The organism is Azoarcus sp. PA01 (assembly GCA_001274695.2).
Lineage (GTDB): Bacteria > Pseudomonadota > Gammaproteobacteria > Burkholderiales > Rhodocyclaceae > Aromatoleum.
The window spans coordinates 457500-477173 of record LARU01000004.1 but is presented as its reverse complement, the minus strand read 5'-3'; the positions used below and the strand labels follow the sequence as shown (position 1 = coordinate 477173).

At 64.5% G+C, this 19674-nt stretch carries 24 protein-coding genes; 11 read left to right on the top strand and 13 right to left on the bottom strand.

The genetic code is table 11. The features are described from left to right. Positions 1-91: 91 nt before the first annotated feature. Positions 92-547 (bottom strand): pyrimidine dimer DNA glycosylase/endonuclease V, encoded by a 456-nt coding sequence (locus tag PA01_14375; protein ID KON79674.1) that lies wholly within the window; start codon positions 545-547, stop codon positions 92-94. 138 nt (positions 548-685) lie between these two features. On the opposite strand from PA01_14375, the gene PA01_14370 reads away from it, so the two are divergent. Continuing rightward, positions 686-988 (top strand): BrnT family toxin, encoded by a 303-nt coding sequence (locus tag PA01_14370; GenBank protein KON80365.1) that lies wholly within the window; start codon positions 686-688, stop codon positions 986-988. Continuing rightward, positions 975-1289 (top strand): BrnA antitoxin family protein, encoded by a 315-nt coding sequence (locus tag PA01_14365; protein ID KON80364.2) that lies wholly within the window; start codon positions 975-977, stop codon positions 1287-1289. The genes PA01_14370 and PA01_14365 overlap by 14 nt, the downstream gene beginning before the upstream one ends. Positions 1290-1292: 3 nt before the next feature. Here PA01_14365 and PA01_14360 read toward each other — a convergent pair whose 3' ends face one another. Continuing rightward, positions 1293-1742, bottom strand: a complete 450-nt coding sequence (locus tag PA01_14360) for a pyrimidine dimer DNA glycosylase/endonuclease V (GenBank protein KON79673.1) — start codon at positions 1740-1742, stop codon at positions 1293-1295. Between the two features lie 149 nt (positions 1743-1891). Between PA01_14360 and PA01_14355 the strand changes: the two genes are divergently transcribed. After that, the gene (locus PA01_14355; protein ID KON79672.1) at positions 1892-2143 is read left to right on the top strand and encodes a type II toxin-antitoxin system prevent-host-death family antitoxin; all 252 of its coding nucleotides are present in this window, start codon (positions 1892-1894) and stop codon (positions 2141-2143) included. Then, on the top strand, positions 2140-2394 hold the full coding sequence (locus PA01_14350; protein ID KON79671.1) for a Txe/YoeB family addiction module toxin: 255 nt from the start codon (positions 2140-2142) through the stop codon (positions 2392-2394). Before PA01_14355 ends, PA01_14350 begins: the two co-directional genes overlap by 4 nt. 75 nt (positions 2395-2469) lie before the next feature. On the opposite strand, the gene PA01_19045 is transcribed toward PA01_14350, so the two are convergent. Then, complete coding sequence (locus tag PA01_19045) at positions 2470-3357, bottom strand: SH3 domain-containing protein (GenBank protein KAI5912331.1); 888 nt, start codon at positions 3355-3357, stop codon at positions 2470-2472. Between the two features lie 87 nt (positions 3358-3444). After that, the gene (locus PA01_14340) at positions 3445-3804 is read right to left on the bottom strand and encodes a hypothetical protein (protein KON79670.1); all 360 of its coding nucleotides are present in this window, start codon (positions 3802-3804) and stop codon (positions 3445-3447) included. A gap of 133 nt (positions 3805-3937) precedes the next feature. On the opposite strand from PA01_14340, the gene PA01_19040 reads away from it, so the two are divergent. Further along, positions 3938-4096 (top strand): phage integrase N-terminal SAM-like domain-containing protein, encoded by a 159-nt coding sequence (locus PA01_19040; protein KAI5912330.1) that lies wholly within the window; start codon positions 3938-3940, stop codon positions 4094-4096. Positions 4097-4353: 257 nt separating this feature from the next. On the opposite strand, the gene mfd is transcribed toward PA01_19040, so the two are convergent. From mfd to PA01_14310, 6 genes are all read right to left on the bottom strand, one after another. Continuing rightward, positions 4354-7815, bottom strand: a complete 3462-nt coding sequence (gene mfd / locus PA01_14335) for a transcription-repair coupling factor (GenBank protein ID KON79669.1) — start codon at positions 7813-7815, stop codon at positions 4354-4356. 45 nt (positions 7816-7860) lie between these two features. After that, positions 7861-8568, bottom strand: a complete 708-nt coding sequence (locus tag PA01_14330; GenBank protein ID KON79668.1) for an alpha/beta hydrolase — start codon at positions 8566-8568, stop codon at positions 7861-7863. Between the two features lie 101 nt (positions 8569-8669). Then, positions 8670-9743, bottom strand: a complete 1074-nt coding sequence (amrS, locus tag PA01_14325; protein KON79667.1) for an AmmeMemoRadiSam system radical SAM enzyme — start codon at positions 9741-9743, stop codon at positions 8670-8672. 98 nt (positions 9744-9841) lie between these two features. Then, positions 9842-10396, bottom strand: coding sequence for an AmmeMemoRadiSam system protein A (amrA, locus tag PA01_14320; GenBank protein KON80363.2), 555 nt, complete (start codon positions 10394-10396; stop codon positions 9842-9844). Beyond that, positions 10374-11201: an AmmeMemoRadiSam system protein B gene (gene amrB / locus PA01_14315; protein ID KON79666.1), complete on the bottom strand. Its 828-nt coding sequence runs from the start codon at positions 11199-11201 to the stop codon at positions 10374-10376. Before amrB ends, amrA begins: the two co-directional genes overlap by 23 nt. A gap of 39 nt (positions 11202-11240) precedes the next feature. Beyond that, the gene (locus PA01_14310) at positions 11241-12512 is read right to left on the bottom strand and encodes an MgtC/SapB family protein (protein ID KON79665.1); all 1272 of its coding nucleotides are present in this window, start codon (positions 12510-12512) and stop codon (positions 11241-11243) included. A 241-nt stretch (positions 12513-12753) separates the two neighbouring features. Here PA01_14310 and PA01_14305 point away from each other — a divergent pair, with 241 nt between their 5' ends. Then, positions 12754-13782: an erythrose-4-phosphate dehydrogenase gene (locus PA01_14305; GenBank protein KON79664.1), complete on the top strand. Its 1029-nt coding sequence runs from the start codon at positions 12754-12756 to the stop codon at positions 13780-13782. Positions 13783-13830: 48 nt separating this feature from the next. Here the strand turns inward: PA01_14305 and PA01_14300 are convergent, their stop codons facing one another. Beyond that, on the bottom strand, positions 13831-14262 hold the full coding sequence (locus PA01_14300; GenBank protein KON79663.1) for a type II toxin-antitoxin system RelE/ParE family toxin: 432 nt from the start codon (positions 14260-14262) through the stop codon (positions 13831-13833). Beyond that, a complete protein-coding gene (locus PA01_14295; GenBank protein KON79662.1) occupies positions 14259-14552 on the bottom strand; it encodes a type II toxin-antitoxin system Phd/YefM family antitoxin in 294 nt (97 codons plus the stop codon). The genes PA01_14300 and PA01_14295 overlap by 4 nt, the downstream gene beginning before the upstream one ends. A gap of 263 nt (positions 14553-14815) precedes the next feature. On the opposite strand from PA01_14295, the gene ipdC reads away from it, so the two are divergent. The 4 genes from ipdC (at position 14816) to thpR (ending at position 18237) form a co-directional block, all read left to right on the top strand. Next, positions 14816-16438, top strand: coding sequence for an indolepyruvate/phenylpyruvate decarboxylase (gene ipdC / locus PA01_14290; GenBank protein KON80362.1), 1623 nt, complete (start codon positions 14816-14818; stop codon positions 16436-16438). A gap of 63 nt (positions 16439-16501) precedes the next feature. After that, on the top strand, positions 16502-17203 hold the full coding sequence (ispD, locus tag PA01_14285; GenBank protein ID KON79661.2) for a 2-C-methyl-D-erythritol 4-phosphate cytidylyltransferase: 702 nt from the start codon (positions 16502-16504) through the stop codon (positions 17201-17203). 1 nt (position 17204) lies between these two features. Next, the gene (gene ispF / locus PA01_14280; protein ID KON79660.1) at positions 17205-17702 is read left to right on the top strand and encodes a 2-C-methyl-D-erythritol 2,4-cyclodiphosphate synthase; all 498 of its coding nucleotides are present in this window, start codon (positions 17205-17207) and stop codon (positions 17700-17702) included. Next, positions 17692-18237 carry an RNA 2',3'-cyclic phosphodiesterase gene (gene thpR, locus PA01_14275; GenBank protein ID KON79659.1) on the top strand — a complete coding sequence of 182 codons (546 nt, stop codon included), beginning with the start codon at positions 17692-17694 and terminating at the stop codon, positions 18235-18237. Before ispF ends, thpR begins: the two co-directional genes overlap by 11 nt. A gap of 55 nt (positions 18238-18292) precedes the next feature. Here the strand turns inward: thpR and PA01_14270 are convergent, their stop codons facing one another. Next, the gene (locus PA01_14270; GenBank protein ID KON79658.1) at positions 18293-18934 is read right to left on the bottom strand and encodes a glutathione S-transferase family protein; all 642 of its coding nucleotides are present in this window, start codon (positions 18932-18934) and stop codon (positions 18293-18295) included. Positions 18935-19132: 198 nt separating this feature from the next. On the opposite strand from PA01_14270, the gene PA01_14265 reads away from it, so the two are divergent. Further along, positions 19133-19612 (top strand): YbaK/EbsC family protein, encoded by a 480-nt coding sequence (locus tag PA01_14265; GenBank protein ID KON79657.1) that lies wholly within the window; start codon positions 19133-19135, stop codon positions 19610-19612. The last annotated feature ends 62 nt before the right edge of the window (positions 19613-19674 follow it).

The following is a 19674-nucleotide window of genomic DNA, read 5'->3' as shown; positions in this document are numbered from 1 at the left end:
GGATCTCCCGAACGGGCACAACGACGAAGGTGAGCAAGCGGGCAGCGCAGCCGGCTGCGGGCTGACCCGGCTGGATTGTCAGGTGCTCGCTTCATCGAGCGCTCGTTCCCGCTGAATCCGATTGCCGCTCCCAGGGCTCGATCTGCCCATGACGAACGAAAAATATAGGGTGACATTCCGGTTCATCGCAACTGCGCCAATGTTCGTAGAGCGCGGGACTGCGCCTGGACAGCTTCTGCAGCAGGTGCCGCCATTCGTAAGAGATCTGCCCATCCGTGACGGGCAGCGGCGCGCCCGTTTGCGCACTGTCGATCTTGCCACGGTCGAACGAATAGCCGCGAGCGACGGCCTCGCAATAGACCCCGGCGAGATACGTGTTGATCGCCGCGACGGGCTCCGCATGGCTGCGGAAGCGGTCGAGCTGCGGATGATTGCGGTAGCCCTTCGTCTCGCCCCGCAACACGGCACGAGCGAGAAGCGCTTCCCGCCACAGCGCGACCAGGCCTTGCGGGTCGAGATACTTGGGATGCAATGACCAGAGTCGCATGGAGAGCGCCGAACGTCGAAGGCACCGGCGCTGCGCGGCTTTATCGCGTAGTGTCGGGCGGGTTGAAGGATTATGCCTCAGTTTGCGTAGTAACGAAAATTCTTGACTTCCACAATTACTGTTACAACAATAAAGCCGATGGATACGCACATTCTTTGGGATGAAGCCAAGCGGCAAGCCAACCTCGACAAGCATGGGTTGGACTTCGTCGATGCAGTGATGGTGCTGGAGAGCCCCTATCGCCTCGATGTGGAGAGTGTGCGAAGCAGCGAACAGCGGATACAGTCGTTCGCGTATGTGTTTGACGTGCTGGCAGTGCTGACGGTGGTGCATACGGTTCGCGAAGATGCGCTGCGGATTGTCAGTTTCCGACCGGCGAGTGAAGAGGAAAGGAGCGCTTACCATGGCTGGCTCGAAGAGGACTTCAATGGCAACCACTGAGATGCCCGCCACTCGCAAACCCGGCGAAAGCAAGACCGATTTGGCGAAAGTACGAGCCGGGACGCCGTATGTCTGGGACGGCAAGAACGAGGACGAACGGCCGCTGACACGTGAAGAAATGCAGGCCGGAATCGAGGCGTACCGCAAGCAACGTGGGCGGCCCACTGGAAGTGACAAAGAGTCGACTACGATTCGTTTCGACCGAGACGTGCTCGCCGCCTTCCGTGCCGCCGGGCCCGGCTGGCAGACACGCATGAATGCGGCGCTACGCGATTGGCTCAAGACTCACTCTGCAAAGTAATGATTAAAGCATAAAGTTGGTCTTCAGAGAGCCGCTCTCGGGGTTCGTCCGCCCCTGGCGAACGACAAAGAGAGGGTGACATTCCCGCTCCTCGCAACTGCGCCAATGTTCGTAGAGCACGGGACTGCGCCTGGACAGCTTCTGCCGCAGGTGTCGCCACTCGTACGAGATCTGCCCATCCGTGACTGAAAGCTGCACGCCCATTTGCGCGCTGCCGATCTTGCTACCGTCAAACGAATAGCCGCGAGCAACGGTCTCGCCATGCACCCCGACGAGATACGTGTTGATCGCCGCGACGGGGGCCGCATGGCGGCGGAAGCGGTCGAGCTGCGGATGATTGCGGTAGCCCTTCGTCTCGCCCCGCAGCACGGCACGAGCGAGAAGCGCTTCCCGCCACAGCGCGACCAGGCCTTGCGGGTCGAGATACCTTGGATGCAGTGACCAGAGTCGCATGCAGGCCCCTAACGACGAAGGTCAACGGCAGGCAGACAGCGCAACTAGCCGACTGTCCGCCGGCCCGGATGGTTGGGCGGCTTGGCGAGGCCGCTGGACAGCTGACCGCTATCTATGTACATTAAACTGTACATATTGGAGGCATTACCATGGACGCAATCACTTATACCGCCGCCCGTGCCAACCTGGCCAGAACCATGGACCGTGTTTGCGACGACCACGAAGCGTTGATCATTACCCGCAGCGGCGAACAGTCCGTTGTGATGCTCTCGCTCGAAGACTACAAGGCCCTTGAGGAAACGGCTTATCTCTTGCGCACGCCAGCTAACGCCAAGCGCCTGCTGTCTGCTATTGCCCAACTGGAAGCCGGCAAGGGGGTCGAACGGGACTTGGCCAAGTGAGGCTGATTTTTGCTGACGAGGCATGGGAGGACTATCTCCATTGGCAAAAGCAAGATAAGCGCATCGTCGAGCGGATCAACAAACTGATTCGCGAAACCCAGCGCGAGCCCTTCGCAGGCGTAGGCAAGCCTGAGCCCCTAAAGCATGCGCTGACGGGGTTCTGGTCACGCCGAATAACGGATGAGCATCGCATGGTATATCGCGTCCAAGATGATGCCTTGCAGATCGTTCAGCTCCGCTTCCATTACTGACACGCCGAATGTTGGCATTCAGGGGACGGCAAAAGCGCAGCTTCTGACGGTCCGCTGCAATGATTTGTTGGGCCATTACTTTGCTTCAGAAATATTCGCCTCGATCAACCCAGTCGAATCCAGAAGGCAGCGGATACTGTGCTTCAGTTCCAGATTGAAGCTGTTTTTTGCCGTGAAAGAAGAATTAACAGTTGTTCTTCCATTTGGATGCTCGTTCACCGCCAAGTCCATAGCGCGCGAAAAGCTGAAGGTGCTTGGGTGATTTGTTTTAGTTTTTGCATACGATTCGCACAGTTCAATGGCGCGACCGCGGTCAATATGCTTTGCGGCTGCCATTGTTGCGCCTTTCTCAACTTCCGATTTTGAGTAAAATGCGTTAAAGGCGCCTGCGCCAGTACCGCATGTGACATAAAACACTGGGTCAGAAGGGCTGCCCTTGCTCGATGAAATGTAGGCTGTCCCCGGATCAATCGTTTTGCATCGTGAGTTTTCTCGATGAACTTTATTGACCCCCGCAATAATGGCTTTCTTGTGAGGGGATGTTTTTTTGTCCCAAACAAAGTCAGTTTCGGTAAATTCGACAATACCACCGCTGTCTTTCCGCTGGCTCCGCAGAGAACTGCTTTGTACCCAGCCGATATGAGAGTTTTGCAGCCAATCTGGTTCTTTTACGCGGACTCTTGACCATTCGCCTTGTGTGCATTCCTCGACCACGGTGACTGTGTTGTCAATTGTCAGATAATTCGTAGTCTTAAGGATTTGAGTAGCCTTCTGGTTTATCAGCTTTTCGTTTTTTGCATTTGGTGCAGAGCGAAGAGCTACGTCTGAGCCGTTTACCCGGAGGATCTGTCCCGATTTGGTACTGCCCGATCCGCATGGCTCAGCCGATGCGGCCTGTGCTTCAACATGCAACACAACGGTAGCGAGAGCGCCAAGAAGTGCAGTCGTTACGGATGAAGGCATTGCAAAGGCTCCTTATTGTGCGGCCCAACATGCTAGCTCAGGGGCGCGCCGCTTCCGGCGCGTTTTCCTGGGGGGCGGGTTAGCTCGCTATGCACCGAAAACAGCCTTTGGCGGTAGCTGAGACCAGCCCATAGAAAACATTGGCTTCATGGGCTTCATTTGCTTCATACCCTTCATCGGTCGCATTTGCTTCATGCCCTTCATTGGTTTCATTTGTTTCATTGGCTTCATCGGCCCACCCGTGGCGCCATTGGTGAACAACAAGGTATTGCCGCGGGGGTCATGGATTGCCCCGTTATGGAAGTAGCCAACATGGCTGCCATCAAAGCCGTAAGTTGAATCGCCATCAAGGTAAGCAATGGGCACACCTCCGAATGTGTAGATGGTCTGCCCATCGTCGGAGTAAGCGTAGGGCTTGCCAGACTGGTCGTAGAAATCAAGGGACATGCTTCCTCCTTGGTAAGAGCTAATTATAAGTGGAACGCCTAAATGACGGATCACAACCCGTCGGCGTGAATGTATGCACTTTACATCAAGTCAGCTTCGCTTAACAGTACAATTACTTACAAAGTCTTCGTCAATGCATGCGCAGCGGCGGCTGTTGGACCGCGTTCGCGAGCGCATCGGCGTCAAGCACTACAGCATTCTGACCGAGCAGGCTTACGTCGACTGGATACGGCGATTCATCCTGTTTCACGGCCGGCGGCATCCCCCGCAGAAGATGGGGCTCCGGAGGTAGAGACTTTTCTGACGCATCTGGCGGTGGCAGGGCGGGTGGCGGCGTCGACGCAGAATCAGGCGAAGTCGGCGCTGTTGTTTCTGTATCGGGAGGTGTTGCTGGTCGAATTGCCGTGGCTCGATGGGGTGACGCAGGCGAGGGCGCCGAAGCGTTTGCCGGGGTGTGGACGTGGAGCGGTACGGGCGGGGTCGTTAATCCGCTCAATCGGGCGAGATAAAGGGCAGGCAAATACCGCAAATACCGAGCGGATTCTGCGATCAGGCTTTCACCGCCTCCAGCAATTCCTTCACCCCCTGCACGCGCTGCTTCAGATTCGGCAGGCTTGCCTTGCGGATCAGGCGATCCGGGCCGGACATCTTGGTGTTGCGGTCTTTCTGGATCAGGAAGATGACTTTTGCCGGGTCGATCGGGGCGTCGGAGCCGAACTGGACGCTGATCTGCGCGTCGGACGCGTCGAGCTTCGCGACGCCGAACGGTTTGACGAGCAGGCGCAGGCGGTGGGTTTCGATCAGCGCCTGGGTCTGTGGTGGCAGCTCGCCGAAGCGGTCGATGAGTTCTTCCTGGAGATTGCGCAGGTCGTCGTCGGATTCGCAGTTCGCGAGGCGCTTGTAGAGCGTCAGGCGTTCCTGCACGTCGGGGCAGTAGTCGTTCGGCAACAGCGCCGGCGTGTGCAGGTTGATCTCGGAGACGACGTCGAGCGGCTGCGTGAGATCCGGCTCCTTGCCGGCCTGCAGGTCGCGCACGGCGCGCTTGAGCATTTCGGTGTACAGGCTGAAGCCGACCTGCTGGATTTCGCCGGACTGGTTCTCGCCGAGCACTTCGCCCGCGCCGCGGATCTCGAGGTCGTGCATCGCGAGATAGAAGCCTGAGCCGAGATCTTCCATCATCGTGATCGCTTCGAGGCGCTTCTGCGCGAGCGCGCTCGGCTTCGCGTGCGCGTCGGTCAGCAGATACGCGTAGGCCTGGTGGTGGCTGCGGCCGACGCGCCCGCGCAGCTGGTGCAGCTGGGCGAGGCCGAAGCGGTCGGCGCGGTTGATGATGATCGTGTTGGCGGTCGGGATGTCGATGCCGGTCTCGATGATCGTCGTGCACAGCAGGAGGTTCGCGCGCTGCTGCGTGAACGTGCGCATCACGCGTTCGAGCTCGCGTTCCGGCAGCTGGCCGTGGCCGATGACGATGCGCGCTTCGGGCAGCAGGTCGGCGAGGTCGTCGCGCACGTTGTCGATCGTGTCGACTTCGTTGTGCAGGAAATACACCTGTCCGCCGCGCTTGAATTCGCGCAGCACGGCTTCGCGGATGATTCCCTTGCTGTGGCGGTGGACGAAAGTCTTGATCGCGAGGCGCTTTTGCGGCGCGGTCGCGATCACCGAGAACTCGCGCAGGCCTTCGAGCGCGAGGCCGAGCGTGCGCGGGATCGGCGTCGCGGTCAGCGTCAGGATGTCGATCTCGCTGCGCAATGCTTTCAGCATTTCCTTCTGGCGCACGCCGAAACGGTGTTCCTCGTCGATGATGACGAGGCCGAGGCGCTTGAACTTGACATCCTTCTGCAGCAGGCGGTGCGTGCCGATGATGATGTCGACCTTGCCTTCGGCGAGCTGTTTCAGCGCGTCGGCCTGCTCCTTCGCGCTCTTGAAGCGCGACAGTTCGGCGATACGGATCGCAAAGTCGGCGAAGCGGTCGGAGAAAGTCTGGTAGTGCTGTTCGGCGAGCAGCGTCGTCGGCGTCAGCACGACCACCTGCTTGCCGTCGGCGACCGCAACGAACGCGGCTCGCAGCGCGACTTCGGTCTTGCCGAAGCCGACGTCGCCGCATACGAGCCGGTCCATCGGCTGGCCGGATCTCATGTCGGCGACGACCGCGTCGATCGCCGCCTGCTGGTCGGGCGTCGTCTCGAAACCGAAGCCTTCGGCGAACGCGTCGAGGTCGTGCTGCTTGAAGTCGAAGCGGTGGCCGGGGCGCGCGGCGCGCTGTGCGTACAGCGCGAGGAGTTCGGCGGCGGTGTCGCGCACCTGCAGCGCGGCTTTCTTCTTCGCTTTTTCCCACTGGCCGGAGCCGAGGCGGTGCAGGTCGACCGCTTCCGGATCCGCGCCGGCGTAGCGGGTGATGACGTGCAGCTGCGACACCGGCACGTAGAGCTTGTCGCCGTTGGCGTATTCGAGATGCAGGAACTCGGTCTGACCTTCGCCCAGATCCATGTGGATCAGGCCGAGGTAGCGACCGATGCCGTGCGACACGTGCACGACCGGGTCGCCCGGCTTGAGTTCGGACAGGTCGCGCAGCCACCCTTCCATCGTCGCGGCCTTGCGCGCGTCGCGGCGCACGCGCGTGCGGCCGGTTGTCGCGTAAAGCTCGGACTCGGTGACGATCGCGAGCTTCGCGCCCGGCAGCAGGAAGCCGTTTGCCAGTGGTCCGACGCCGAGCGCGAGCGGTTCGCCGGAGACGAGGAAGCCGGCGAAATCCGCGCTGGCTGCGGGCCGGAGGCCGTATTCGCCGAAGAACTCGGAAATCGTCTCGCGCCGTCCCGGAGCGTCGGCGAGCACGAGGACGCGGCCGCCATCGCGGGCCCAGTCGCCCGCGAGGAGCGCTTTCAGGCGGTGCAGCGGGTCCGTCGCCTTGCGTTCGACGGAAACATCGGGAAGGGGCGTGGCGGGCAGCGCCACTTCGCCGGCGGCGTCGGCGGCTGAGATCTGGATTCGCGGGCGGTCCTTTAGCGCGGCGAAGAAGCTTTCCTGGCCGAGGAACAACGCTTCGGGCGGCAGCACCGGGCGGGTGCGGTCGCCTTTGAGGAAATCGTGGCGCGAGCGCGTGTCGCGCCAGAATTCGTCGATCGCCGTCGGCACGTCGCGGTGCAGCACGACTGCGGCGTCGGCCGGCAGGTAGTCGAACAGCGTCGCCGTCTCGTCGAAGAACAGCGGCAGGTAGTACTCGATGCCGGCCGGGGCGATGCCGTTCGACACATCCTTGTACAGCGACACGCGCGACGGATCGCCTTCGAACGCTTCGCGAAAGCGGCTGCGAAAGCGCGTGCGGCCCGCGTCGTCCATCGGGAATTCGCGCGCCGGGAGCATGCGGATCTCCGGCACCGGGTACACGGTGCGCTGCGTGTCCGGGTCGAACGTCTTGATGCTCTCGACTTCGTCGTCGAAGAGGTCGATGCGAAACGGCAGCGGTGCGCCCATCGGGAACAGATCGATCAGGCCGCCGCGCACCGAGAATTCGCCCGGGCTGACGACCTGCGTCACATGCGTGTAGCCGGCGACCGCCATCTGGTGGCGCAAACCGTCAACGTCGAGCTTCGCGCCCTGCTTGAGGAAGAACGTGTAGGCGGCGAGAAAAGCTGGCGGGGCCATGCGGTACAGCGCGGTCGAAGCGGGCACGAGCACGACGTCGGCTTCGCCGCGGCTCACCGCATAGAGCGTCGACAGGCGTTCCGAGATCAAGTCCTGGTGCGGCGAGAAGCTGTCGTAGGGCAGTGTTTCCCAGTCGGGCAGCAGATGCGTGCGCAGCCCGGGCGCGAACCACGCGATCTCGTCCTGCAGGCGCTGGGCGTCGAGCGGGTTCGCGGTCACGAGCAGCAGGCAGGGGCCGCGCGTCGCGAGCTGGGCGATCGCCAGCGCGTCGGACGAGCCGGCGAGCGCGGGCAGGTCGAGCCGCATGCCGGGCTTCGGAAGGGAAAGCGCCGTGAGCTGGGGCAGCAGGGGGTCGAGCGGTCGGGACATCGGACGGGCGCGGCGAGACCGCGGCAGAGACGGGTAAGGACGGAATTATAGGGGATGGGACGAAGCAGGCTTGTCCGGCTGGCCGGAGCGCACGACCCCGTCGCCAACGGGCGGCAGCAACTTCATGCGCAACCACTCCGCCGCGAGCAGCGCGAAGCGCTCGAGTGCGCCCGGTTCGGCAAAGTCTTCACCGGCCCCGTCGACGAGTTTCCAGTCGCGCGGGGCACGCAAGTGCTCCCAGGCGCGCAGGATCATGCCGAGGTGGAGGTCTTCGCTGCCGATGATCATGCGCACCGGCACGGTCAGCGTGCCGAGCGGCGTCGCGCCGGCCAGGTCCGGCCGGCCGGCGCGGCACACGATGGCCGCGAACCGTCCGGGAGCTTTCCATGCCGCGCGGATCGCCGCGCCGCTGGCGGTGCCGGAGGCGAGCAGCCCGATCGCGAGGCCGGTAAGCGGCGGCTGGTGGCCGATCCAGTCGGCCACGGCGAGGACGCGGTTTGCTAGCTTCGGGACATTGAAGCGCGCATCGGCGTCGCGTGTCTCTTCGTAGCGCGTCAGCAGGTTGATGATCAGCGTCGCGAAGCCGGCCTCCTGCAGCGCAGCGGCGACTTTCGCTTCGCGCGACTGGGTCGGCGTGCTGCCCGACGGGCGAAGAATCACCGCCAGCCCCTGCACGGTCGGCGCATGCGACAGCTCGCCATCGAGCCAGACGCGCTCGGCAGGAATGCTGATGGTGGTGTGGCGCAGCTTCACTTCGGGCCCGGAAGATACGGAAGATACTGTCAGTACGGCTGTCGATACGCCGGAGCGCAGGCGACGAGCATGGCACGGTGCGGGTGTCGCGGCAACATCGCTCAGGCCACGCGATGGATCGGAACCGGAATCCGGCGCGAGCCGAACGGTTGCTCGAAACGGGCGAAGCGCCCCGCCAAAGGCGTCCCGCACGCCAGGCAGGCGCCGCTGTCGTCGAGCGCATAGCCCAGAATCTCGTACCAGTCGCGCTCGATGACTGCCTTGCCGCATCCGGTGCAGCGTGTCGTGCCGCCCTCGACATCATGGACGTTGCCGGTGTAGACGTGCCGCAGGCCCTCACCGAGCGCAATGCGGCGCGCGCGCGTCAGCGTCGCGGGCGGGGTCGGGGGTGTGTCGGTGAGCTTGAAATCCGGGTGGAAGGCGGTGAAATGCAGCGGCACTTCGGTCCCGAGTTCCTTCGCCACCCAGCTCGAGAGCGCGTGCAGCTCGGCGTCCGAATCGTTCTCGCCGGGGATCAGCAGCGTCGTGATCTCGACCCACACGTCGGTTTCATGGACGAGCCATTTCAACGTGTCGAGCACCGGCTGCAGGTGCGCGCCGCACAGCTTGACGTAGAACTCGTCGGTGAAACCCTTGAGATCGACGTTCGCGGCATCCATGTGCGAGAAAAGATCGCCGCGCGCGACTTCGGTGACGTAACCGGCCGTGACCGCGACGGTCTTGAGCCCGAGCGCGTGCGCCGCGTCGGCGACGTCGACGGCGTATTCAACGAAGATCACCGGGTCGTTGTACGTGAAGGCGATGCTGCGGCAACCCCACTCGGCCGCGGTCCGCGCGATCTCGTCGGGGGACGCCTGGTCCATCAGCCGGTCCATGTCGCGCGACTTCGAGATGTCCCAGTTCTGGCAGAACTTGCACGCGAGGTTGCAGCCCGCGGTGCCGAACGAAAACACGCTGGTGCCGGGATAGAAGTGATTGAGCGGCTTCTTCTCGATCGGGTCGATGCAGAAGCCGGAGCTGCGCCCGTAAGTGGTCAACACGATCGCGTCGGACTCGCGCATGCGCACGAAGCACGCGCCGCGCTGGCCTTCATGGAGTTTGCAGTAGCGCGGGCATACGTCGCACTGGATGCGGTCGTCGTCGAGCTGGTGCCAATGGCGTCCTGGATGGTTCATCGGTGTCCTCACCGCCGCGACCGGCCGAGGTGGGCAGCCGCGACATCAAGAGGTGAAAGTCTGCCGCCGAGCCTCGAATCGCGACCGGACCAAGCGGATCACTCGCGCCACTTGCATACGGTGTAAGTCGCGGCCAGCAGGGTGCCGATCGGGTGATCCGGCGCCAGCCCGGCTTTGCGCTTGAGCGCTGCGACGAACTCGCGCGGTTCCGGCAGCTGTTCCCACACCTGCGGCAGGAAAGTCGCACTGCGGCAGCTGCCGGAAAGAATCAGGCCGTCGATGCCGGGGCGCAACTGGCACAGCAGATCGACTTCGTCGGCGAACTCGAGGAACTGCGGTTCCGATAGCAAAGACACTTCGATCCGGATGTCGTTCAATTCACGCGCCGCGACCGGCAGGAAGCGCGTGTCGCGCGTCGCGGCGGCAACGGCGTTGAGGGCGACGTCTTCGCCGAGGGCGCGTTGCGGGCGCAGGCTGCCGATGCAGCCGCGCAATTCGTCGTAGAGCTTGAGGGTGACGAACGTGGCGGCGCGTTGCGCGAGGCGTTCGTCATCGGCAAACGGCTCGTCGCTGAGCCCGAGGTGGCGTTCGAGCGCGAGGCGCGCGTGGGCGAGCAGCGTCAGGCCAAGCTCAGTGTCGGGCAGCGTGGGCATGGGTGCGAGACTCCGAGAATGCAATGCTGGCGTAGCCGACGACGCGGGAACGGTCGCCTGCGGTATCGCCCGAGTTGCGCAGGTCGAGCAGGTGCGGTTCCAAGCCGTGGTGTACCGCGGCGCGCAGCAATCCGTTGACGGGCGTTGCTCCGCAGGCCTGATCGTGGTCGAGGCCGCTGCGAAGCCTCAGGATCCGGCCCACCGTGGCGCGATCGCAGCTCTGTGCGTGGCCGTACGGCTGGTAATGCGACAGGTCGGAGCTGATCACGATCAGGGTTTCCGGGCCGCCCCACAGCGTTTCGAGGACGTCCGCGACCGCTTCGGCGTCGGCGTTCCCGACGAGCAGCGGAACCAGTTCGAAAGCGTCGAGCACCGTCTGCAGGAAAGGCAGCTGGACTTCGAGACTGTGTTCGGCGGCGTGCGGGCGATCGTCGATGACGACGTCGGGCCGTGCCTGGAGCGTTTCCCAGTCGCTGCGACTCACGGGAATGTGGCCGAGCGGCGTCGAGAAGAATTGCGCTGCCGGCAGCGCGAATGCCCGGACCGCGACGCGATGCGCCGGGCCGAGGAGCACGACGCGGCGCACGACGTCGCGCAACCCGGCCACATTCACATACGCGGACGCCGCGACAGGGCCCGAATAGACGTAGCCCGCGTGCGGCACGATCAGGGCTTTCGGTGCCGACACCGTTTCGAGCGGTACTGCAGCCGCCAGCATTTCTCCGATCTGCGCGCGCAGCGCGTGTGGATCCTCCGGATAAAAATAGCCGGCGACCGCGGCCGGCCGAATCGAAGCAGTGGCCATGGAATTCCTCGTTGGAGTGCGAGCAGGAGCCTGGTTCAATTATAGGCCCGTGCCGGATAGCGCGAGCCACGCGGTGCCGGCGGCGAGGCCGAGCCCGATCGCACTCATGCCGCGGGAAATCCGCTTGCCGAGCTCCCGTCCGCCGAGGACGATGGCGAGCACCGTCTTGAAGCCGAGATTGGCGATCATCGCCACGCCGATCGCGATCACTGCCGCGTCGGCAGCGAGTCTCTCGAGGGAAAACAGGCGCATGCTCGACAACGCGATCGCGTCCATGTCGGCGAGACCCGACACGGCGGCAAGCGCATACAAACCATGGGTGCCGACGATGTCGGACAGCCACGCCGAAACGAACAGGATGACCGCGTACAGCACGCCGAACCCGAGCGCCGCGCGCAACTCGGTGGGGTTGCGCGTCTGCGGGAGCACCGTCTCGCGGCCGGCCGGAGTCCGCCAATACCAGATCAGCGTTCCCAGGCCGAGCACCAGCGCCGGCAGGACCACGATCGCGAGCTTGGCGAGAAGCCCGGGTGCGACGACTGCGGCGATCAGCGCGATCCGGATCATCATGACGACATTCGCGAGGATGATCACCAGCGCCGCGACCGGAGTCGAGGCTGGTGTGACGCGTCTGTCGCGGGCATGGATCAGCGTCGTCGCGGTGCTCGACGCGAGGCCGCCGGCGATGCCGACCAGCGCCGCACCAAAGCGCGCGCCGACCAGCCGCAGGATCGCGTAGCCGGCGAAGCTGAGTCCGGATATCAGCACGACCATCCACCACACCTGGCGAGGGCTGACCGCGCCTTGGGGATCGATCGGGCGGTCCGGGAGGATCGGCAGGATCACGAGCGAGAGCACACTGAACTGGATGATCGAAATCCAGTCCTTCGATTCGAGCCGCGTCGCCATCCCGCGCAGCTCGGCCTTGAAATACAGCAGGATCGTCGTCGCCACGGCGAGCATCACCGCGATCGTCGCATGGCCGAGCCACACTGCCGTGCCGAGGCAGTAGCACAGCAGCAGGGCCGCGACCGACGTGGTGCCCGGATCGGTTGCGTCGGGATGGCGAAGATAGGCGGCAATGATCATGACGCCGAGGATCGCGAGGCCGAACACGAATGGCGCGACGCTGTCGAAATGCTCGCCGAGCAGGCCGATCAGCGCGCCGAGCAGACCGACCAGGCCGAACGTGCGCAGGCCGGCGCGGGCCGAAGCGACGCGCTCGCGCTCCAGGCCGATCAGCAGCCCGATCCCGATCGCGATCAGGAAAGCCTGAATCTGGCCCACGTCGAAAGGCTTGGAGAAAGGCATGCCGTGACTCCCGGTTTTTCTTGCAGGTCTTCGTCGTATTGCATGCCGAGCGGTTCATTACTCTATTCGATTCGTGCGGATGGTGAAACGGCGGGCCATGCGGCAGGGGCGGCGGCATGTCGTGCCCGAATCGTTCCGTGTATTCTCGCGGTTTGCGGACCGACCTCGTCGCTTCGCCGTAATTCAATAGACATACTGGAGCAGGGGTGGATTCATTTTTTTGGCCGGCGAGAGACGCCAAATGAGCAGTTTGCTGCGTATCGCGATCAACGGTTATGGCCGCATCGGCCGGTGTTTCCTGCGCGCGCTGTACGAGTCGCCGCTGAAGGACACGCTGCAGATCGTGTCGATCAACGAGCCGGCCGACCTCGCGACGATCGCCTACCTGTCGCGCTTCGATTCGACGCACGGCGTTTTCCCGGGGAAAATCGGGACCGGCGCCGAATGCCTGATCGTCGATGGGCACGAGATCGACGTCACGCATGCGTGTGTGCCCGAGGAGGTCGACTGGAAGGGGATCGGCGTCGACCTGCTGATCGAATGCTCGGGGTGCTACACGCAACGCCATGATTTCGATCGCTTCCTAGAGGCGGGATGCGAACGGCTGCTGATCTCGCAGCCCGGACGCAGTGCGCAGGACGTCGATCTCACGGTCGTCTATGGCATCAACCATGGGGAGCTCGGCAGCCGGCAGCGCATCGTGTCGAACGCCTCGTGCACGACGAACGCGGTCGTACCCGTCCTCGACCAGCTGCACCGCGCGTTCGGCATCGGCCACGTTTTCCTGACGACGCTGCATTCGGTGATGAACGACCAGCCGCTCATCGACGGTTATCACCATTCGGACCTGCGGCGCACGCGCTCGGCGATGCAGTCGATGATCCCGGTCGGAACGGGGCTCGCGCAAGGCGTCGAGCGCTTCCTGCCGCAACTGGCAGGACGCGTGCAGGCCAAGGCGATCCGCGTGCCGATCCTCAACGTCTCGGCGATCGACGTCGTCGTCGAACTCGGCTGCGACGCGACCGCGCGGGAAATCAACGTGCTTCTCGCCGAAGCTGCCGCGGCCCAGCCGGGCCTCATCGCGTATTCGGTCGATCCGCACGCGTCGATCGACTTCAGCCACAACCCGCACTCGGTCATCATCGACGGCAGCCAGACGCGCGTAAACGGCCCGCGTCTCGCGAACCTGCTGCTGTGGTTCGACAACGAATGGGGCTACGCGAACCGGATGCTGGACGTGGCGAATTACTGGAGCAAGCGGTTCAGCTGAGAGCCTGCGAATAAGCCTGCTATGCGGCTTGATGCGTGTGCCGGCGCTTCAGGGCGTTCCCAGCCAGAGGGCATCGAAATCGAAGGACAGCTGGCGGTGATGACGGATGGCGAGCAGATGGACGCGATCGCCGACGTGGACATACAGCACCACGTAATGGGCCATGACGTATTCGCGCAGGCTGGGCCGGTCTGCTGGCTGGTCGTCAGGCCGCTCATCGGCCTTCGCTGTCAGGACGGATAGCTGCCTGGTGAGCTTTTCCACTCGGGCTTCTGCTTCGATCGACAGCGCGGGGCGGGCGAGAAAATCGCGGCCCAGATCCGGATGGCGCTCCAGATGGGGAACGACCACGTTGGCCAGCATGTCGAGCAGGTCGTCAAAACTCGCTCCGCCCGCGTCGGCTTCGGTCAGAAAGCGCTCGATCTCGTCGAGGTTGTGTTCGAAGTTGCGGGTGACGAGCACCGTTGCGCCGGAACTCATGCCTGGGCGCGACGCCTTTTCAGATCCTGCAGCGCCGCGCCCGCCTCGCGGGTGCGCCCGGCGGCGACGTCATCCAGCCCGCGCGCGGCATCGTCGAGCAGCAACAGGTGAATGTGCGCGCGCTCGAGCTGGTGGTAGTGGTCCAGCCGACGCGCATCGACCAGGGCGACGTAGCTTTCGCCGTTCTTGGTGATGATCTTCTCCACCCCCGCCTTGACCTGGTCGGCCAGTTCGGAAAGCTGAGCGCGGGCAGTGGTGAGGGAGACGATGTCCTGAGTGGAAATAGCCATGGCGGCCTCCTGTATCAGTACAGAATAAACGCCCGAATTGTAGCCCGTATTCTGTGGCATTGCCACGCTGCAGGCGTTCCAGTTCGGTCAGCAGGCCGGTCGGCGCTGTTGCATCTCGGTCGGAAACGCCTGCTCGAGACAGCTAAGCGCTGCGGTGCGGGCCGCCGGCACGGCACGAAGTTGCGCAAAATCCAGGAAAACGAAATTTCATGCTCGGCAACAGCGCGTATTCTGGCGTCTCGAACCCGATACGGATGACTGCCATGAACCTGTCCCAGGCCCTGCTCACCGCGCTGCGCGATCATGGCGCACGCGAAATTTTCGGCATTCCCGGCGACTTCGCGCTGCCGTTCTTCAAGGTCATCGAAGAGTCGGGCATCCTGCCGCTGCACACGCTGAGCCACGAGCCGGGCGTCGGGTTCGCCGCGGATGCGACGGCGCGCTATCGCTGCTGCCTCGGCGTCGCCGCGGTGACCTACGGCGCAGGCGCGCTGAACATGGTGAACCCGGTCGCCGGCGCGTACGCGGAAAAATCCCCGGTCGTCGTCATTTCCGGCGCGCCGGGTGCGGGCGAGTCGCGTTCCGGGCTGCTGCTTCATCACCAGGCGAAGACGCTGGATTCGCAGTTCGAGATCTATCGCGAGATCACCTGCGACCAGGCGCGCCTGACCGATGCGCGCAGCGCGCCGCGCGAAATCGCCCGCGTGCTGGCAAGCTGCCTGCGCGAATCGCGCCCCGTCTATATCGAGCTGCCGCGCGACATGGTCGGCGTGCCGTGCGAACCGGTGGTCCCGCTCGTGCCTCCCGCGCCGGACCGTGAAGTGCTGTCGGCATGCGTCGACGAGATTCTCGTGCGCCTGCGCGGCGCCGCGTCGCCGGTGCTGATGGTCGGGGTCGAAGTGCGTCGCTTCGGTCTTGAAGCGAAGGCGGCGGAGCTCGCGCGTCGGCTCGGAGTGCCGGTCGTGACCAGCATCCTCGGCCGCGGGCTGCTCGCCGGCACCGATGCGCCGCTCGTCGGCACTTACCTCGGCGTCGCCGGACAGCAGCAAGTGACCGATCTGGTCGAGCAGTCGGATGCGCTGCTGCTGCTCGGGGTCATCATCTCGGACACGAACTTCGGCGTGTCGTCGAAGCAGATCGACCTGCGCAAGACGATCCAGGCGCTCGATCGTCGAGTCACGCTCGGCTACCACACCTATCCCGAAGTGCCGCTCGCGGCGCTCGTCGACGCGCTGCTCGCGCGCCTCGCCGAGAAGCCCGCTCCGGTCGTACGTTTCGATCCGCCGCACTACCCGCGCGGCCTGCAGGCCGATGACGCGTCGATCACGCCGAACGACATCGCGCTGGCGATCAACGACCTGATGGACAGCCACGGCCGGATGCCGATTGCAGCGGACGTCGGAGACTGCCTGTTCACCGCGATGGACATCGAGCCGACTGCGCTCGTCGCGCCGGGCTATTACGCGACGATGGGATTCGGCGTCCCCGCCGGCCTCGGGCTGCAGACGGCTTCCGGGGCGCGGCCGCTGATCCTCGTCGGCGACGGCGCGTTCCAGATGACCGGCTGGGAACTCGGCAACTGCCGCCGCTACGGCTGGGATCCGATCGTGATCGTGTTCAACAATTCCTCGTGGGAAATGCTGCGCACGTTTCAGCCCGAATCGGCGTTCAACAACCTCGACGACTGGGGCTTCGCGGCGATGGCCGACGGGCTCGGCGGCGACGGAGTGCGGGTCGGCACGCGCGCGGAACTGAAGGCAGCGCTCGACCATGCGCTGGCGACGCGCGGACGTTTCCAGTTGATTGAAGCGATCATCCCGCGCGGCGTGCTTTCGGACACGTTGTCGCGTTTCGTCGCCGGCGTGAAGCGGCTGTCGCAGAAATGACGGCGGCGCCGGGCGAGTGGCGGACTTGGCGGGAGCCGGCGTCGCGCGGGTAGAATCCGCGCCATGCAGACCTTTCAGCCTCGTCATTTCGCAATCGTCCCGGCGGCCGGCAGCGGCAGCCGCATGGCAGCGTCCCGGCCGAAGCAGTATCTTCCGCTGCTCGGCAAGCCGCTGATCTTCCATTCGCTCGCCGTGCTGTGCGCGGCGCCCCAAGTCGACAAGGTGTTCGTCGTGCTTTCGGTCGACGACGCCGAGTGGCCGCGTCACGACTGGTCCTCGCTCGGCCCGAAGCTCGTGCCGCTTTTTTGCGGCGGCGCGACACGGGCCGACAGCGTGCTCGGCGGGCTGCGCGCGATCGCCCACGAGCTCGAGTCGTCGGATTGGGTGCTCGTCCACGACGCTGCGCGCCCGTGCCTGGCGTCGTGGCACATCGAGAAGCTGATCCGGGAGCTCGCGCGCGACGAGGTCGGCGGCCTGCTCGCCGTGCCGGTCGCCGATACTTTGAAGCGCGCCGGCGAGCACGACCAAGTGCTCGCCACCGTGCCGCGCGAAAACCTGTGGCAGGCGCAGACGCCGCAGATGTTCCGCCACGTGATGCTGCGCCGCGCGCTCGAAGCCGCGACACACGTCACCGACGAGGCCAGCGCGATCGAGGCCGCGGGCCTGCATCCGCGACTCGTCGAAGGCGACGCGACGAATCTGAAAGTCACTTATCCGCTCGACCTGCACCTGGCCGAGTGGATCCTCACGAACCGGGAAAACTGACGTGAAAGCTCCATTCCGTATCGGCCAGGGGTTCGACGTGCATGCGCTGGTGCCGGGGCGGGCGTTGATCGTCGGCGGCGTGCATATCCCGTTCGAGCGCGGCCTGCTCGGGCATTCGGACGCCGACGTCCTGCTGCACGCGCTGACCGACGCGCTGCTCGGGGCCGCCGGCCTCGGCGACATCGGGCGGCTTTTTCCCGACACCGACGCGGCGCACGCGGGCGCCGACAGCCGCGGGCTGCTGCGCGAAGCGTTTGCGGCGGTGCGAGCCGCAGGTTTCGGCGTCGTGAACGTCGACGCGACGGTGATCTGCCGGGCGCCGCGGATCCTCCCGCATGCGCCGGCGATGGTCGCGAACATCGCCGCCGACCTCGGCATCGACCCCGCGGCAGTCAATATCAAGGGCAAGACGACTGAAAAGCTCGGTTTCACCGGCCGCGGCGAAGGCATCGCCGCCCAGGTCGTCGCGCTGCTGATGCGACAGGGCGATGAAACCTGATCCCGCGGCGACGGGAAAGCCTTCGCGCGTATTCTTCGCGCTGTGGCCGGATGCCCGCGTCGCGAAGCGCCTCGATGAACTCGGCGCCGAAGCGCACGCGGAATGCGCTGGGCGCCGCACGCGATGCGAGACGCTGCACCTGACGCTCGCGTTCATCGGCGACGTGTCGCCGCAGCGCCTCGCCGAGCTGATCGCGGTCGGGAACGACGTCGAGGCGACCTCGTTCACGCTGCGGCTGGACCTCCTCGGGGGGTGGCGCCACAACCGCATCGTCTGGGCTGGCGCGCAGAGCTGCCCCGCACCGCTTACCGGACTCGTCGAGCGACTCAACGGCGCGCTCGAAGCCGCCGGTTTTGCCGTCGAGCGGCGCCCGTTCGCGCCGCACGTGACGCTGCTGCGCAAGGCGCATGCGCAGGTTTCGACGCGCTGCGTCGACCCGATCGACTGGCCTGTCGACAGCTTCGTGCTCGTCGAGTCGGTGCAGAGCAGCGCCGGCGCGCATTATCGGACGCTCAGGGAATGGCGAGCCCGCTAGGGCGAGGCCGAGCGGTGCGCCGGGAAAAGCGGCTGACGCCGCTCCCGCGACCGCTTCAGGTCCAGTGGGCCGGCCAGGTGCGAGCGAAGTAGGGCAGCGCTTCGACCCGCTTCATCCACGCTGCAAGCCGCGGGCCGATCCGTGCGGCGATTTCCACGTCGGGCTTTTTCTTCTCGATTCGCAGCGCCAGCGCGATCAACGGGTAGAGCGTGAAGTCCGCCGCGGAGAGTTCGCCCGCCAGCGTGTCACCCGCGATCATCGTTTCCCACAGGCCGAGTTCGCGCGCGAAGGCGTCGCGCGAGCGCGCGATCGTTTCGTGCTGCCATTCGGCTTGCGGCGTGTAGAGCACGTTCGCGACGAGTTCTTCGAGCGGGTTCGCCAGATACTGGTCGGCTTCGCGGACCATGCGCCGGATCAGCGCGCGTTGCCGGATGTCTCCCGGAAACAGCAGCGGCGTTTCGTCGTAACGTTCGTCGAGGTATTCGAGGATCGCCGCCGATTCAAACAGCGCGAATCCGTCATCGACGACTGCCGGCACTTTCTGCCGCGGGTTGATCGCGGTGTACTCGGGTTTTTTCAGGTCTCCGGCATCGAACGACAACGCCTTGAGTTCGTAGCGCAGATGCTTGTGTTCGAGCGCCAGCCAGACGCGCCATGCATAAGGCGAACCGGCGCCGTAGTAGAAACAAAGGGCCATTTCCGAACCTCCCACGCGTTGAAAACCTGCACACGTCTTGCGAATCGCGACCGTGCGGCGGCGAGTTCGCCCGGCCACCGCACCGGTGGCCTGCCTGCAGTGCAGGATGCCGTGTTGCGTCCTAAAATGAAATGTCGGAATGAAAGGTCGAGGGGGCGGGTGGACCGGCTGCCCGGATCCCGATCGAGGAGGACCATCATGGCAATCGCGTCAAAACTCCAGGAGTACATGAGCGAACACGGCTTGCGGTACGACGTCCTGACGCATCCGCATTCCCACAACAGCATGGAGACCGCGCAGTTGGCGCGGGTGCCCGGCAATTGCCTGGCCAAATCGGTCGTGCTTGAAGACGATGATGGCTTCCTGATGGCGGTGTTGCCCTCCACTCAGCACGTGCAGCTCGGCTGGCTCAGCAAGGCGATGCAGCGCAACTTGCGCCTCGCGTCCGAGGACGAGCTATCCGCCCTGTTCACCGATTGCGAACCCGGAGCGGTCCCGCCCGTCGGCAGCGCGTACGGCATGCGGATGGTCGTCGACGACACGCTGGCCGAGCAGCCCGAGATCTACTTCGAGGGCGGCGACCACGAGAAGCTCATCCAGATGAGCAGCGAGGATTTCATGACGATGATGGAAGAGGCGAAGCACATCCGGTTCGGCGAACATTACTGGCGGCATTGAGCGCCTGCCGTCGAGCCGAATGAATGCGGGGCGCCGAGCGCCCCGCGGCCTTTCGAGGTCAT